Origin of the sequence: Proteus columbae (genome assembly GCF_009914335.1) — a bacterium.
In the GTDB taxonomy this organism is placed as follows: Bacteria; Pseudomonadota; Gammaproteobacteria; order Enterobacterales; family Enterobacteriaceae; genus Proteus.
In genome coordinates, this window is record NZ_CP043925.1 from 1,881,365 (window position 1) to 1,897,429 (window position 16,065).

Sequence of the window (16,065 nt, forward strand, 5' to 3'; positions counted from 1 at the left end):
CTCTTTAATTAAGGATGCATTCAATGGGGAACCAACCTAGCCATATCGATCACGTAAAACAATTTAATCTTGGCACAGTCTTTCGCTTGATTGATGAACATGGTCCCATTTCTCGTATTTCATTGTCGAAAAAGGCAGAGCTTGCGCCAGCAAGCATTACTAAGATCACGCGAGAATTAGTTGAAGCGCATCTTATTCATGAAACGGAATTCCCAGATGTGGGATTTCGAGGCAGGCCTGCTGTCGGATTAAAATTAGAAAGCCAAGGCTGGCAATTTCTCTGTATTCGCGTCAATAAAGGCAGTTTACTTTTTAGTTTAAGAGAATTAGATAGCAAACTAGTTACTGAAGATACATTCGATTTCCCCAAAGAATACAGCGATGATTTTCTTAATCACTTTTTAGTTGCAATTGATAAATTCTTCGAGCGTTATCAATCTCATGTTGAAAGATTGACGGCAATTAGCATTACAATGAATGCCATTGTTGATCCTATTAGTGGCGTTATTTATAGCTCACCTTATTATGATATTAAAGACATTCCACTTGCCGATAAAATCCATGAAAAAACAGGTGTTTCTGTATTTTTACAACATAGCGTAACTGCATGGACAATGGCCGAATCTTTATACGGTGCGGCAAAAAACAATTCAGACGTTCTACAAATTGTTATCGATGATATTGTTGGTGCTGGCGTAATAAACAATGGAAAAACATTACATTCTAACAGCCATAGCGCCGTCGAAATTGGACATACTAAAGTTATCGATTCTCAAAATAGCTGTTATTGCGGGGCAAAAGGGTGTTTAGAAACAGAAATTGCTATTCCTCAATTAATTAAGAAAGCCCAATTATTAGCTCAAGAAGATCCCACTTCGTTGCTAAACAAATATCCTATAACTGTTGAGACATTGTGTGATGCGATATTAGTTGGCGATAAATCCGCGCTTGAAATTGTAAATTTAGTCGCTCAGCGATTAGGTTTTATTTTGGCTGTTATGATCAATATCTTTAATCCGCAAAAAATATTAATTGGTTCGCCGCTATGTCGCGCTAAATCAGTGCTCTTTCCTTTGATGCTGAATCATATTCAAGATCACGTCATGCCTCGTTATGCAAAGTCACTCATTATTGAAGAAACAGAGTTAAGAAATAAAGGTACATTGCCAGCTGCATCTTTAGTGAAAGAAGCGCTGTACAACGGTTCTTTGTTAATTGAATTGATGCAAGGCTAAATTAAGCTAAATAAAACGTAATAAAACTGTTTTGTATGCGTAAATGCGTCAATTGATCATTAACGAATTCTCTATTTTTGAGCAATTAACTAAAAAATTGAGCTACCTCAAGCAACCAGAAACAGTGTTACCCTAAACTCTAATCTCTGTCATTTTTTATGAACCTGATTTATCTGTCATAACGGAAGTAAATTATATGTTAACACGCTTTTTTGTTACGGGGACAGATACCAACGTGGGTAAAACTGTTGTAACCCGAGCACTTCTTCAGTCATTAAATCGTGGCGGGTCAACGGCAGTAGGTTATAAGCCTATTGCAACAGAATTACATGAAACGGCTGATGGTGAACGTAATCGTGACGCTATGATTATTCATAATTCATCACCAGTTGAAGTTCGCTACGACGAAATTAATCCTATTTTGCTTGATAATTGTTATGTTAGCGAAAATGAAATCGATTTTAATAAAATTTCAAATGAGCTCGACAATTTAAGTAAAAAAGCAGAGTGTGTTGTTATCGAAGGTAATGGTGGTTGGCGTTATCTGCTTGATGATAATACTTTTTATTCTGATTGGGTGGTGAAAGAACAAATCCCAGTTGTTTTGGTTGTTGGTATTCAACCAGGCTGTGTCAATCACTCAATATTAACAGCGCAATCTATTATCAATGATGGTTTGAAATTAGTAGGTTGGGTTGCAAACAGAATAAATCCAGGATTACCTTATTACGCGAAAATTGTGGAAAGGCTGTCTCAGCATATTCCTGCACCACTGATTGGTGAAATCCCGTATTTATTACGTCCTGAAGAACGTGATCTCTCTTGTTACCTCGATTTAAGTCAGTTGGAAATCGCTGTACCTGCTTAAGAGAGAATATAAATAAGTAACGAAGTGGATTGCTATCTGTTTTTAAACGATACCAAACTTGTTACTTTTAAATGCCTGATGAGTAAATTCATTGGGTGTTTTTGTTTTTTCTGATTTAGTTGCAAACATAACTAATGATAAAAATAGCACATAAAATTAAGACTAAATAAGATAGAGCGGATCAGATAAATCAGAAGCGTAGTCATTGATAAACAGTGGAAAGGAAAAGGGCGCTAACATTGCGCCCTTTTTTAATCACAAGATTTTATCAACTTATAGATTAATGACGAGTATAGATGATTTTCTTGCTGTCATTTTCGCAAGTTCCAACAACTTTACCTTCTGTTTGTGCAACTTGGTCGTTTTCAACGACAGTTAAAGTAAAGTTAGCGGCTGGCACACCATTATTAACGATTTTTTGTTGAATAGACTCAACGACTTCATCACAACCCGCATTCGCGGCTAAAGGTGCAAATGCAACCAGTGTGGCCATTACTGCAAATACATATTTTTTCATTTCAATCACTCCTTGTTTTACAAAGCAAAACATCACTGTTTTACACGATTTTCTTATGGGTTAACAGGGCGCCCCGTATTACTGTCTAAACAACGACGAGTTTCAGGCTCCCAATAAGCGTAGACGTTTGCACTTTTCAGACAAGCATCCCGCTCATCAATGGCTTTATCTACTTTATTAAATTCAATTCTTTCTCGCTGATTGACTTGGGTACGTAGCTCACGCTTTTGATCCCAATCCTCTTTCATTTGTCGAGCTTGTTCTTTATCTAAGACATTATCATAGCCATCACCATTAATGGTTACATTAGTGGAAGCGGCAACAGAAGAAAAAGAAGACACTGATAAACCAAGAAATAAGGAGAACACCATTGTTCTGATAACTTGTTTCTTAGTGAGTGTGTTGATCATGGTTGCTATCCTCTAAAGTTATGTCGCTATTACTGTCAATGACTATTATATCTTAATAATTATAGCTGATGCTTTAATAAAATATGAGTTTTCAGTGCGTTTAGCTTTGACGATGAACACTTAAGCCTGCAAATGATTGGCTAACAGGCATCATTTCTAGGGTATTGATATTCACATGAGCAGGCAATGTTGCTGTCCAATATACCGCTTCTGCCACATCTTCAGGTGTTAACGCATTTGCATTAGCATAAGTTTGCTCAACTTTATTACTATCACCTTTAAAACGAACTAATGAGAACTCTGTACCACCAACAAGTCCTGGTTCAATATCGGTCACACGGACTTTTTTACCTTGGAGATCAGCACGTAATCCTAAACTAAATTGTTTAACAAATGCTTTAGTGGCGCCATAAACATTACCGCCCATATAAGGCCAAGATGCGGCAGTTGAGCTGATATTAATAACATGACCTTTGTTTCTTTCTACCATAAAAGGAAGAATAGCGCGGGTGACATGAACCAGACCTTTATTATTTGTCTCGATCATCGTATCCCAGTCATCAAGGTTGGCTTTATCCGCGGTATTTAAACCTAGGGCTAATCCTGCATTATTGACTAACACATCAATTTCGCGCCATTTTTCAGGTAATTGGGTGTAAATCTCACTGACTGCTTTTTTATCTGTCACATCTAACTGCAATGGATAAAATTGTTCACCTAGCTCTTTATGCAAGTTATTCAGTTTATCCAAACGACGGGCTGTACCAATAACTTTGTGTCCGTGGCTGATAAAATGACGAGCAATGGCTTCACCAAAACCAGCAGAAGCACCCGTGATAAAAATAATCATTTAATTACCCTCGATAGTTATAATAATTGAAAGTAAAAGGCTATCACTAGAAAGAGTCAAGTTTAAAAGTAGGGTTTGTGATAAATCAGGCTAAAAACAAGATCCTTTTCTTATATGAAAGATTTTTATCTTTAATAATAAGTAAGATTTTTGTTTTCAACTGTAAGATAAGAGGGATTAGATATAGCAATTAACAATGTTGAGACTGGGCTTATTGAGCAACAAACCCAGCCTAGCTGAATAAGACAATATCAGTTATTTTTTACCAACTTGATGACCAATAACACCACCCAAGACGCCGCCACCAATAGTACCCAATGCGCTACCATCAGTTAAAATAGCACCACCGATAGCACCTGCACCGGCTCCAATTGCTGTATTACGGTCGCGTTTTGTCATGCTAGAACAACCCGCAAGTGAAAAAAGCAGAACAGAAGCGACACACAGTGTTCCAACCTTTTTTAACGTGATATTCATTTTTATAAACTCCGAAATAAAGGACAATATAAAGATATCTTTATCGTATTTATACGAGCATCAGAATATTCGGGAACATAAGGGGAGAAAACTCTTAAAGTGAGTCATAATTCATAACTTATATTTTAAATGCGATTTATCAAAATAATTTTTATTATCTATATTATTATTCTATGTTCAGAAGAAAAGCATCAATGCACTATGTCATTTATATGAGTTAAGATAACAGCATGATATTAATGAATAAATTTAAGATACTCTCTTCACAATTTGCATCGGGCTATTTTGGTGTAGTACTGGGGATGATAGGTACGGGTATGGCATGGCGCTATGCGGCTAAAGAGCATAACTATCCAGCTTATATTGGTGAAATATTTATTAGTGTGGGTTATTTGGTCTGGTTAACACTGACGTTATTTTTATTGGGCAAATGGTTATTCCATCGACAACGTATTCTTGATGAAGTTAAACATCCCGTTGCCAGTGGATTTACCAGTTTATTTCCCGCAACAACAGTCTTAGTATCGATAGGTTTAAGTCCTTATTCACCGTTATTTTCTCTTGTATTATTTAGCCTCGGTGCGATTGCTCAGTTAGCGTATTCCAGTTGGCTGATTGGTTATCAATGGAAGGGTGAATATCCTAAAATGGCAACCACACCTGTATTATATTTACCTACAGTGGCGAATAACTTTATCTGTGCTATGGCATGTGGTGCATTTGGATTTAATGATTTGGGTATTTTATTTTTTGGCGCTGGCGTATTTTCTTGGTTAAGTTTAGAACCTGCTATTTTAAAAAGAATACGTAGTGAAGGGTTAATGGATGAAAAGTTACGGCTCTCATTTGGTATTCAATTAGCTCCTGCTTTAGTTGCCTGTAGTGCATATTTGGCTATCAATGATAATCATATCGACTTCTTCGCTAAAATGTTATTAGGCTATGGCCTATTACAACTTTTATTTATGGTGAGATTAATCCCTTGGTTTGTTAAACAGTCATTTTCATTACCATTTTGGAGTTTTTCCTTTGGTGTCTCTGCGTTAGCAAAAGCATCATTAAATATGAGTATGGCATCTAATAGCCATTTTATGCAGTTATTATCAACGGCACTATTTATCTTTGCTAATTTAATTATCTTACTACTGATTTGGCATTCATTATTATGGGTTTTTAGAGGGCTAAAAAAATTATGTTGTCCATCTAAAGTATTTTAATAACCATAGAAAAAGAGAGCCTAAACAAGATCCTTTAGACTCTTGTTATTTTAAGACGAAAGATAATTCAATAAAATATTAAAATACTTTAATAGGTAGAATTAAATTCTAATAGGCTTTCTACTTAAAATAGCCACGGTATTACCGATAAACATGGCTGAGTAATATAAAGGAACATAAATCAAACCTAAAGCAACCATCATAATACCAATCGATAACATTAATGCGACAGTGCTATCTGGTGATGTTAACTCTAAAAATCCTTTATCTAATCCAGTTAGAAATACCTTTTCTTGTAACCTTGCATATAACCATGATGCACCAACAAGAACGGCACCGAACCAAAAACTTAGCCAACATAATGCCGAAGTAAAAGACATCATATTATTTTTCATTATTTATTTTCCTTGTCAAATATAAAGCACACAATGAGTTATGATATTTTTTATAAAGATAAGCTATTATATCGATAAATAAAAATAGATAAATACATATATGGGTAAGATGGCTAAATTAATATATAAAGAGGGCAAAGTTATTAATTGATTATTTGCTTATGATTTTTTTATTACATACATCCACACATAAAGAAATATCGCGAATAATAATCACCTTTGAGGATAATTCGAGATGATTATTAAATAAGGCATCTAAACGTTGATCATCCTGTTTTGAAAAGCGAAGAAATTCCCAATTATTCACTAACAGCGATGAAAAGAAACCTCATTAACTTTGTTTTTTTCTATGCTTTTTAATTTGATAGATAAAATATCCTATTGCTAACGGTATGATCAATGGAATTAACACCATTATATATAATACACCGCCACCTTTGGCTCCTCCGCCATTAATATACTCATCGAAAATGTGCTTTGAAAAATAATGAAGAAATATGTCGTCGCTGCATTTTTTAGCGAATGGAAGTAAGGGGATACAGATACAGCTATAAATTAAAGTATTAGTGCATTCTCACCCCATTGGTTATTAAGTCAACAGGGTATGCTTTCTGTGTGGAAAGGTGATTGCAAAAGTAATCATTAAAACATATCTGATTTGACAGATATATGTTGTAAGTGTAATTTAGCTAATCTAAAGAGAGGAGCAAATATGGAACCATTGCAATTATTTAAGGTATTAAGTGATCAAACAAGGCTAGATATTGTGTTGCTACTTAAAGCATCTGGCGAGTTGTGTGTTTGTGACATCTATACAGCCCTAAACTTATCCCAGCCGAAGACTTCTCGCCACCTAGCTATGTTGCGGGAAAGTGGGATATTGCTTGATTCTAAACATGGGAAATGGGTTCATTATCGTTTATCTCCCACATTATTACCGTGGGTGAAAAATATTATTGAAATCACCTACGCGACAGAGAAAAATAAAATAGCAGATTTGCTTCGAACTATTGAAAAGAAAGGAGCGGTTAGTTGCTGCTCTGAATAAAATTTTTTTAATTTTATATATACGAAAAAACAGATATGAAAAGCTAGAAGATAAGTCTTCTGAAAGAGGTTTTTATGTTTATTGCAGTATTAATATTTGTCTTAACAATCACTTTTGTTATTTGGCAACCTAAAGGTTTAGGTATCGGCTGGAGTGCAACCGCGGGTGCACTAGTTGCGCTACTGTTAGGTGTCATTCATCTTCAAGATATTCCTGTGGTTTGGAATATCGTCTGGAATGCAACTGCCACATTTGTTGCTGTTATTATTATCAGTCTGATTTTAGATGAAAGTGGCTTTTTTGAATGGGCAGCACTTCATGTTGCAAAATGGGGCGGTGGTAAAGGTCGTCTTTTATTTAGCTATATTATCCTGCTAGGTGCATCCGTTGCTGCACTGTTTGCTAACGATGGCGCTGCACTTATTTTAACACCCATTGTGATTGCAATGTTGCTCGCTCTTGGATTTAGTAAAGGCACAACATTGGCTTTTGTTATGGCGGCAGGATTTATTGCAGATACCGCAAGTTTGCCTTTAATTGTTTCAAATTTAGTCAATATCGTCTCTGCTGATTTCTTTAATATCGGATTTACGGAATATGCCTCAGTGATGGTTCCGGTTGATATTGCCGCTATTATCGCGACATTAATTATGTTGCATTGGTTTTTCCGCAAAGATATTCCTCAGCAATATGACACCTCTAAATTAGCGATGCCTGCGACAGCGATTAAAGATGTGAAAACATTCAAAGCAGGTTGGTTGGTATTGCTTCTTTTATTGCTTGGTTTTTTCATACTGGAACCGTTGGGTATTCCGATTAGTGCCATTGCAGCTGTTGGCGCCGTAATTTTGTGGTTTGTCGCGGCACAAGGAAAGACGATTAATACTCGAAAAGTTTTACGAGGAGCACCTTGGCAAATCGTTATTTTTTCATTAGGTATGTACCTTGTTGTTTATGGATTACGCAATGCGGGTTTGACTCATTATCTATCAGAAGTACTTAACACATTGGCAGAAAAAGGAATATGGGAAGCGACATTAGGAACGGGGTTTATTACCGCATTTTTATCTTCAATTATGAACAATATGCCAACTGTTCTTGTAGGTGCTTTATCTATTGAAGGTAGTAATGCGACGGGTTTAATTAAAGAGGCGATGATTTATGCCAATGTCATTGGTGCCGATCTCGGTCCAAAAATTACACCAATAGGAAGTTTAGCAACTTTATTGTGGCTACATGTATTATCACAAAAAAAAATGACTATTACATGGGGATATTATTTCAAAACGGGCATTATTATGACTATTCCAGTGCTGACAGTAACATTAATTGCTTTAGTACTTAGACTTACGTTAATAAATTGATGGTGACATTATGAGCCATATTACAATCTATCATAATCCAAATTGTGGTACTTCTCGCAATACGCTTGAAATGATCCGAAATAGTGGAATAGAGCCTGAAATTATCCATTATTTAGACACTCCACCATCTAAACAGATTTTAGAAAAACTCATTGCTGATATGAATATTTCGGTTAGAGTTTTATTACGAAAGAATGTTGAACCTTATGATAAATTAGGTCTTGGTCATATTGATGCTACTGATGAGCAACTTATTGATTATATGCTGCAATATCCAATATTAATCAATAGACCTATTGTTGTGACACCATTAGGAACTCGGTTATGCCGTCCTTCAGAAGTCGTTTTAGATATTCTTCCAAAAGCACAGAAAGGTGCCTTTTCAAAAGAAGATGGACAAAATGTTGTCGATGAAAAAGGGAATAGGCTGATATAAAAGAATCTATTAACTATTTTTACGGTATTTTACAGTAATAGAAGCCTCGTTAAGACGAGGTTTTTTTGTTGTAGTTTGTAGTTAAGAAGACAACACCATCTGACTTGAGAAAGAAGGAGGGCGGAAACGACAAAATAAAACACCCGCAAGCAGGTGTTTTATCATATTCAGCAAATATCGCTTATTCTTCGAAGTACCAATATCCTTGATTGATAAATTCGGTTAATTCCGCAACAAAGGCTGGGTTCTTCAATGCTTCACCAAGTTGATCTGCTCCAACTTCTGTAAACTGGCATAATGCATCTGCTCCCTTCGTTTCTTTGGTAGCCCAAGCTTCTGTATTCACAAAGAAACTTTCTCCGATGCGTAGGACGCGCAGTCCGCTTAGTCGGATCAGTTTTTCACCGTCATTCAACGCATTCAGTATTTCTTCTGGCTGATAAGGTGGTTCTGAAGGTGCAATATCTAGCTCATGACGCGGTGTAGTTGCAAAACGGCCTAACCACTGTTCAAAATCACCGGGCTTGTTGATCATCTCAATCATCATGGCGCGCAGGTGTTCAACTTCATGAGCTTCCATTATTCCTGCATTGTCGCGTACTGTCAGGTTTGGATCGCCATAATTGATCCCACCCAGATCTTGTTCTAGTGCATAGTCTGCAAAGCTACTCAGCAAATCACGGCCATTTATAGAAGTAATACATTGTGATATTTTTGTTTGTCGTCAAATGGTAGTTAATAACTGTCAGGGGAATGTTTGTGGCTTTGAAGAAAAAGACAAAAAGCCTATATTCAAGATCTAGAAAAAGCATTGGCAAATAAGCGTTAAGTTAAGAATCAACCAACATTAATCAACCAGCCAAAAACAGAGATTTCAGTGCCTATCCGTATTTAGATACTTAGGTTCGCATAATGTATATTATGTTAAATTGAATTCAATGTATAAACTCAGACTTTGTGAACCTTATTAATACCCCCACATAATGGCCAATTTCGTATCAAACCTTCTCCTTACCTTTTTACATTAAAATACTGAGCAAATATTTTATAGCCTTTTTAGCTGATGGTGACTTCCCTGTATCCTTGATGTCTTATTAACCACCCTTGTAATAGAAAGAACACCTTAAAAATAAAAGTGTTCTTTCTTATGATTATGATGCGTGAATTGCTATTTTGCGTAAAAGTCGTTTAGCTTATCCATTAGTTTTTCACGAACGTTATTGGAAATAAAACTGGCATTAAGAGCATCGATAAAGTCTTTTTCGCTCCAACCAAAAACATCATACAATAACTGATACTCTTTATTTAATGAAGTATTGGCAACCGTTCGCGCATCGGTATTAATATTTAATTTAACACCCTGCTTTTTTAGCTGATTAACTGGGTGTTGGTCTATTTGCTCATATATATTGCAGATAATATTACAGCTTGGACAAACTTCTAATAATATATTCTGAGATCTAAGCCTGTTAATTACTTCACTATCTTCAATACTTCTTACACCATGACCAATTCGAGTAACTTGCAGCTTATCCAATGTTTCAGTAACGCTTTCAGCGCCTTTCGCTTCCCCTGCATGAGCAATTAAATTACCTCCTGCTTTTTTAACATAATCAAAAGCAGCAATATGATTATCTAAAGGGAAACGTGCTTCGTCAGCGGCTAAATCAAGGGCAACCACGCCTTTATGAAGGTATTCCACAACCAATTTAGCGGTTTCCTGACTCTCTAATACACTAAAATGACGTAGTGTGCATAAAATTAATCTAGCTTTAATATCATATTTTTGAGAGGCTTCATTCATTGCAGAAATAACAACTTCAACGACTTCTTTATCTGTTAAGCCTTGTTTTGTGTGTAATAACGGGGCAAAACGTATCTCAGCGTAAATAACATTGTCTGCTTTCAACTGATAAAACAGATCGTCAACAGCCAGTGTAATTGCAGATTTTGTCTGCAAAATATCAATTTGTGGTATGACTTTACTTAAAAAATCGCCCAAATCAAAACAGGGTTTATGAGCAACAAATTGCTGATTAAACTCGTCAATGCTTATTGTTGGATCTAGCTGTTTAATATAAAAATAGCTTAAACAGGTATCTAAATGCACATGAAGCTCAACTTTAGGTAATAAACTAGGATTAAATGTCATCAATATAGACTCTAAATATTAGGAATATCATGATAGTAATAATCTCCACCAGCCTAAAAAAGGACATATGTCATTTTTTGAAAAGTATGCTATTTTCGATAATAAATTGGATCTTAATTACGAAAGGAAAATAAAAGTGAAAATAGTTAATGATGAACAAAAACGTAACGCTTTTATTTTAATGCATCAACTCGATACTTATTTATCTAATGCATTGTTATCTTCTATGCGATTAATGGAAGTGAAAAGAGGAGAATACTTAATAACGCAAAATAGCCAAGCAACACATTTATACTGCTTAGTGGAAGGAAAATTACAGATTGAACGCTACGAAATAAATGGTGAGCATGTGGTTTTTTCTTTTGAACAAGCTTTCTGTGTTATTGGCGATTTAGAGCTTTTCTCAGCCAAAGATGAAATGGTGTTTAGTACTGTACAAGCCTTAGTACCTTCTTATTTATTAGCGTTACCGCTTTCTATTGTCAGACAAAAAGCATTACAAGATGCAAATTTTTTGACCTTTATTTGCCAACAATTAAGCCAAAAACTTTATCAATCATCGTTAAAACACTCTCAATCCCCCTATTCTTCAGAATTTAAATTACGCCGATATTTATTTTTTAAAACTCAGCAAGAAGGACTCTCTTTTCAATTAGAAAAAAGAGATCCATTAGCGGCAATGCTTGGGATCTCAACCAGACAATTAAACCGCGCTTTAGCACATTTAGTGAGTATTAAAGCGATTACATTAAAGAACAAATCGATAACGGTATTAAATTGTGAATGCTTATCCTACATTGATAATTCAAATGAATAAGTTTTAAATAATAGATATTCAATTAAATATCAATTAATTACCTCATCTTTATCTTGTTCATTTTTTTTGATCCCTTAAAGCAAATGTTTTAAATGGTAATGAAATAAACTTAAGCTACAATTTAATAAACCTGCTGGAATAAACATAAAAAACTTGTTTTCTTATCTTTAATTCATTTTGAAAAGAAATAGTTATCTGTATTGCTAATAAAGCGCGGTACGCTCACGCCTTTTATTTAATAAAGGGTTAATTCCTTTTAAATAGGAAATCAAAAATCATGAATAAAACTTTCGCGACTGAAATATTTATCAATGGTGAGATCCATACTCTTGATAGAGAAAATCCTATCGCTCAAGCGATAGCAGTTTATCAAGGTAAATTTCTTTTTATTGGCTCAAATGATGAAGCGATGCAGTTTCAAAATGCAGAAACAAAAATCATTAATCTAAAAAAACACATTATTATTCCTGGGCTTAATGACTCACACCTTCACCTTATTCGTGGTGGATTAAATTATAACCTTGAATTACGGTGGGAAGGCGTACCTTCGCTTTCTATTGCCCTTGATATGTTAAAGGCACAAGCACAAGTGACACCGTCACCGCAATGGGTACGTGTTGTTGGTGGTTGGAGCGAATTTCAATTTGCAGAGCGCCGTATGCCAACGCTAGATGAAATAAATGCGGTTTCTCCTGATACGCCAGTTTTTGTATTACACCTCTATGACAGTGCATTGCTAAACAAAGCCGCTTTACGTGCGATTGGTTATACCAAAGAGACACCAAACCCACCGGGAGGCGAAATTCAGCGTGATGAACATGGCAACCCTACCGGATTGTTGATAGCAAAACCCAACGCTATGTTGCTCTATTCTGCGTTAGCAAAAGGCCCTAAATTACCTCTTGAATATCAAGTGAATTCAACTCGTCAATTTATGAGAGAATTGAATCGTCTTGGTATCACTAGCGCTATTGATGCGGGTGGTGGTTTTCAAAATTATCCTGAAGATTATCAAGTCGTTGATGAGCTTGCCAAGAATAATCAATTAACTATTCGTATTGCTTATAATTTATTTACCCAAAGACCAAAACAAGAATTTGAAGATTTCCAACAATGGACATCAATGGTATCACCTGGTGATGGCAGTGATTTTTATCGCCATAACGGTGCTGGTGAAATGTTGGTTTTTTCTGCGGCTGATTTTGAGGATTTCTTACAGCCAAGACCTGATCTTCCTGAAAATATGGAAGCTGAATTAGAAAAAGTGATCCGTCATTTAGTCGAACATCGCTGGCCATTTCGTTTACATGCCACTTATAACGAATCTATTAGTCGTATGTTAGATGTCTTTGAAAAAGTAAATAAAGACATTCCTTTCGATGGATTACATTGGTTTTTCGATCATGCTGAAACCATCAGTGAGAAAAATATTGAACGCGTTAAAGCGCTTGGCGGTGGATTAGCAATTCAACATCGTATGGCATTCCAAGGCGAATATTTTGCACAACGTTATGGCACAAAAGCACTGAAACAAACACCGCCTATCGCCAAAATGCTAAATGCAGAAGTGCCTGTGGGATTAGGTACAGATGCAACCCGTGTAGCTAGTTACAATCCGTGGACAGCGCTTTATTGGTTAGTTTCGGGGCGTACTGTGGGTGGTCTGCAAATGTATGACGGCGATAATCGTTTAGACAGAGATACAGCGCTTATGTTATGGACGATGGGGAGTTCATGGTTCTCCAATGAACAAGGTAAAAAAGGTCAAATTAAAGCAGGTCAACTTGCCGATTTTATCGCCCTTTCTGCTGATTATTTTCGAGTGCCAGAAAACGAGATCAAAGCAATTGAATCACTTTTAACGGTAGTGGATGGAAAAATTGTGTATGCAAATGGTGATTTTTCATCATTAACACCGCCGTCTATTCCCGTATTACCAAATTGGTCGCCTGTGATCAAAGTGCCAGGTCATTATTCTTACTTACAACAAGAGACAAAAACAGCGGTATTAAATCAGTTACATCAATGCTGTGGTGCCTGCCATGTTCATGGGCATCAACATGATATCGCTCGCCAATCATCTATTCCTATTTCAGATGATAATGCATTTTGGGGTGCTTTAGGCTGTTCTTGTTTTGCATTCTAATTTTTATGATAACGATGGTCGGTAATTTATTTACTGGCCATTTCAAACAAAGAGAGATAAGACGATGGCAACGCAACGCGCCTCTGCATGGTCGCCCTTACGTAATCGTATTTTTTTCGTATTATGGATGGCAACGCTATTTTCTAATATTGGTACTTGGATGAATGATGTGGGTGCTGGTTGGTTGATGACAAACCTAAGCCCTGACCCCGTTATGATTGCCGCTATTCAAGCCATGACGACATTACCTGTTTTCTTATTAGCACTTCCAGCTGGAGCCATTGCTGATATTTTCGATAAACGAAAACTGCTTATTTTCGTCAATATCTTAATGCTCTGTGCTGCCACTTTATTGGCGGTTTTGGTTTATTTCAATGTTATCAGTATTGGCTGGTTATTATTAATTACTTTTGTTTTGGGTTCTGGTGCGGCGTTTTTAGGCCCTGCATGGCAAGCTATTGTGCCAAGTATTGTTGAGCCTCATGAATTAAAATCAGGTATTGCCTTAAACAGTATGGGAATTAATATCAGCCGTGCAATAGGCCCCGCACTTGCAGGTATTTTGATTTCTCAAGTCGGTCTTTATCTTCCATTTTTACTTAATGCCTTGAGCTTTATCGCCATTATCCTTGCTGTCTGGTGGTGGGAAGGTGAGAAAAAAGAAGAAGAGAAACTCCCTGCTGAATCTGTTGTGGCAGCAATGATTTCTGGTTTACGTTATGCGCGTTATAGCCCCGCGTTGATAAAAACGATTATAAGAGCAGCCAGCTTTTTTATTTTTGCAAGTGCCTATTGGGCAATGTTACCACTAGTGGCTCGTGTCTCATTGCAAGGTGATGCGACATTATACGGTTTATTAACGACTAGCATTGGTATTGGTGCTGTCGTTGGCGCATTTAGCTTATCAACATTACGTGAAAAATTTAGCACCAGCACACTCATTGCTTTTGGCACCATAGGTACAGCTTTGGTGTTATTTATTTTTGCCAGTGCAACTTCAAAATATCTCGCTATTTTCGCCAGTATGCTTGCAGGATTTAGTTGGATAATCACCCTTTCCACATTAATGGTCTCTGCACAAACAGCATTACCTAATTGGGTTCGTGCGAGAGGTCTTGCACTCTATTTAACTGTGTTTTCAGGCTCTATGGCGTTAGGATCTCTTGTTTGGGGACAAATCGCTTCACATACTTCAGTGACGATCGCGTTGCTGTGTGCAATGGTTGGGATTATTTTAGTTTGGTTATGTGTTTTGCGTGTCAAATTAGAACACGACAACATCAACTTACAGCATTCAGAACACTTTATTCTTGATGATGGACTTATTGAGATCACAACAGATAAAAGCCCTGTGTTAATTACCGTCAATTATCAAATTGAAGCAATTCACCGTGAGCAATTTCTCAGTTTAATGAATCGACTAAAAACGGTTCGTTTAAGAGATGGTGGTTATTCATGGGGATTATTTGTTTCATCTGATGCGATTACGGAGAATAACGCTCAAACTTATATGGAAACTTTTATGGTGGCTTCTTGGGCTGAGCATCTTCGTCAACATGATCGCGCGACAATGGATGACAAACAGTTGCAACAACAATTAGATAAAATAATTAGCGCTAAAAAAGTGACACACTCTTTCTCTGCTTTTTCACCCAAAAAATAATTACATCAATCGCTCATACACCTTATTTATTTTTATTTCGGTCAATAAGGTGTATGGGCGGTTTTATGTGTTTTATCCTTTCATTGCCTCTCACTCTACTTTCTTGTACTCTGCACCGCTTCTTACCTTTGAAATAACTAAAACGTATTTGAGAAAATCATGACAGGACATATTTCTAAAGATCCGCTACATGGCATCACTCTTGAAATGCAAGTAAATGCACTAGTAGCAAAATATGGTTGGGCTAAATTAGGGCAACTCATCAAAATTAACTGCTTTAGAAGTGATCCTAGCGTGAAATCGAGTTTAAAATTTTTGCGCAGAACACCTTGGGCGCGAGCAGAAGTGGAAGCGCTATATCTTGATTCTCTTGAAGCAGATATTGATGATGTGATTGAAGTTATCGATCACCCAGACTGTGATCCGTGGGCGAATAGTAGGAAGAGATAGGCGTTTTTATTTCCCTTTTG

Annotated in this window: 16 protein-coding genes and 1 pseudogene; 10 read left to right on the plus strand and 7 right to left on the minus strand. The window is 36.4% G+C overall.

The genetic code is table 11. The annotated features are described in order from the left end of the window. The first annotated feature begins 23 nt into the window (after positions 1-23). Together mlc and bioD are read left to right on the plus strand one after the other, a co-directional pair. The gene (gene mlc, locus F1325_RS09120) at positions 24-1,235 is read left to right on the plus strand and encodes a sugar metabolism global transcriptional regulator Mlc (RefSeq protein ID WP_109374008.1); all 1,212 of its coding nucleotides are present in this window, start codon (positions 24-26) and stop codon (positions 1,233-1,235) included. Positions 1,236-1,431: 196 nt separating this feature from the next. Further along, positions 1,432-2,103 carry a dethiobiotin synthase gene (gene bioD, locus F1325_RS09125; RefSeq protein ID WP_072068031.1) on the plus strand — a complete coding sequence of 224 codons (672 nt, stop codon included), beginning with the start codon at positions 1,432-1,434 and terminating at the stop codon, positions 2,101-2,103. A gap of 280 nt (positions 2,104-2,383) precedes the next feature. Here bioD and F1325_RS09130 read toward each other — a convergent pair whose 3' ends face one another. The 4 genes from F1325_RS09130 to osmB all read right to left on the minus strand — a co-directional run bounded on the left by F1325_RS09130 (position 2,384) and on the right by osmB (position 4,357). After that, a complete protein-coding gene (locus F1325_RS09130) occupies positions 2,384-2,620 on the minus strand; it encodes a DUF1161 domain-containing protein (protein WP_099075341.1) in 237 nt (78 codons plus the stop codon). 53 nt (positions 2,621-2,673) lie between these two features. After that, positions 2,674-2,991, minus strand: coding sequence for a DUF1283 family protein (locus tag F1325_RS09135; protein ID WP_244185080.1), 318 nt, complete (start codon positions 2,989-2,991; stop codon positions 2,674-2,676). Positions 2,992-3,130: 139 nt separating this feature from the next. Further along, positions 3,131-3,880: a bifunctional NADP-dependent 3-hydroxy acid dehydrogenase/3-hydroxypropionate dehydrogenase YdfG gene (gene ydfG, locus F1325_RS09140; protein WP_109374010.1), complete on the minus strand. Its 750-nt coding sequence runs from the start codon at positions 3,878-3,880 to the stop codon at positions 3,131-3,133. Between the two features lie 255 nt (positions 3,881-4,135). After that, a complete protein-coding gene (gene osmB, locus F1325_RS09145) occupies positions 4,136-4,357 on the minus strand; it encodes an osmotically-inducible lipoprotein OsmB (RefSeq protein ID WP_109374011.1) in 222 nt (73 codons plus the stop codon). Between the two features lie 239 nt (positions 4,358-4,596). Between osmB and tehA the strand changes: the two genes are divergently transcribed. Continuing rightward, positions 4,597-5,574, plus strand: coding sequence for a dicarboxylate transporter/tellurite-resistance protein TehA (gene tehA, locus F1325_RS09150; RefSeq protein WP_244313561.1), 978 nt, complete (start codon positions 4,597-4,599; stop codon positions 5,572-5,574). Between the two features lie 101 nt (positions 5,575-5,675). Here the strand turns inward: tehA and F1325_RS09155 are convergent, their stop codons facing one another. Next, entirely contained in the window at positions 5,676-5,969 is a 294-nt protein-coding gene (locus tag F1325_RS09155) for a hypothetical protein (protein ID WP_109374013.1), read from the minus strand. A 712-nt stretch (positions 5,970-6,681) separates the two neighbouring features. On the opposite strand from F1325_RS09155, the gene F1325_RS09160 reads away from it, so the two are divergent. From F1325_RS09160 to arsC, 3 genes are all read left to right on the plus strand, one after another. Continuing rightward, positions 6,682-7,017 (plus strand): metalloregulator ArsR/SmtB family transcription factor, encoded by a 336-nt coding sequence (locus F1325_RS09160; protein WP_109374015.1) that lies wholly within the window; start codon positions 6,682-6,684, stop codon positions 7,015-7,017. 74 nt (positions 7,018-7,091) lie between these two features. Then, a complete protein-coding gene (locus F1325_RS09165; RefSeq protein ID WP_160230340.1) occupies positions 7,092-8,381 on the plus strand; it encodes an arsenic transporter in 1,290 nt (429 codons plus the stop codon). Between the two features lie 10 nt (positions 8,382-8,391). Then, positions 8,392-8,817, plus strand: a complete 426-nt coding sequence (gene arsC, locus F1325_RS09170) for a glutaredoxin-dependent arsenate reductase (RefSeq protein WP_109374017.1) — start codon at positions 8,392-8,394, stop codon at positions 8,815-8,817. Positions 8,818-8,998: 181 nt separating this feature from the next. Here arsC and F1325_RS09175 read toward each other — a convergent pair. Next, a pseudogene (locus F1325_RS09175) lies at positions 8,999-9,505 on the minus strand (winged helix domain-containing protein); the annotation flags it as partial. 480 nt (positions 9,506-9,985) lie between these two features. Continuing rightward, the gene (gene add, locus F1325_RS09180) at positions 9,986-10,969 is read right to left on the minus strand and encodes an adenosine deaminase (protein WP_160230341.1); all 984 of its coding nucleotides are present in this window, start codon (positions 10,967-10,969) and stop codon (positions 9,986-9,988) included. Positions 10,970-11,105: 136 nt separating this feature from the next. Here add and F1325_RS09185 point away from each other — a divergent pair, with 136 nt between their 5' ends. From F1325_RS09185 to F1325_RS09200, 4 genes are all read left to right on the plus strand, one after another. Further along, positions 11,106-11,786 carry a Crp/Fnr family transcriptional regulator gene (locus F1325_RS09185; protein WP_109374020.1) on the plus strand — a complete coding sequence of 227 codons (681 nt, stop codon included), beginning with the start codon at positions 11,106-11,108 and terminating at the stop codon, positions 11,784-11,786. Between the two features lie 277 nt (positions 11,787-12,063). Beyond that, a complete protein-coding gene (locus F1325_RS09190) occupies positions 12,064-13,932 on the plus strand; it encodes an amidohydrolase (RefSeq protein ID WP_160230342.1) in 1,869 nt (622 codons plus the stop codon). Between the two features lie 64 nt (positions 13,933-13,996). After that, on the plus strand, positions 13,997-15,595 hold the full coding sequence (locus F1325_RS09195) for an MFS transporter (RefSeq protein WP_109374022.1): 1,599 nt from the start codon (positions 13,997-13,999) through the stop codon (positions 15,593-15,595). A gap of 159 nt (positions 15,596-15,754) precedes the next feature. Continuing rightward, a complete protein-coding gene (locus F1325_RS09200) occupies positions 15,755-16,045 on the plus strand; it encodes a VF530 family DNA-binding protein (RefSeq protein ID WP_040133173.1) in 291 nt (96 codons plus the stop codon). The last annotated feature ends 20 nt before the right edge of the window (positions 16,046-16,065 follow it).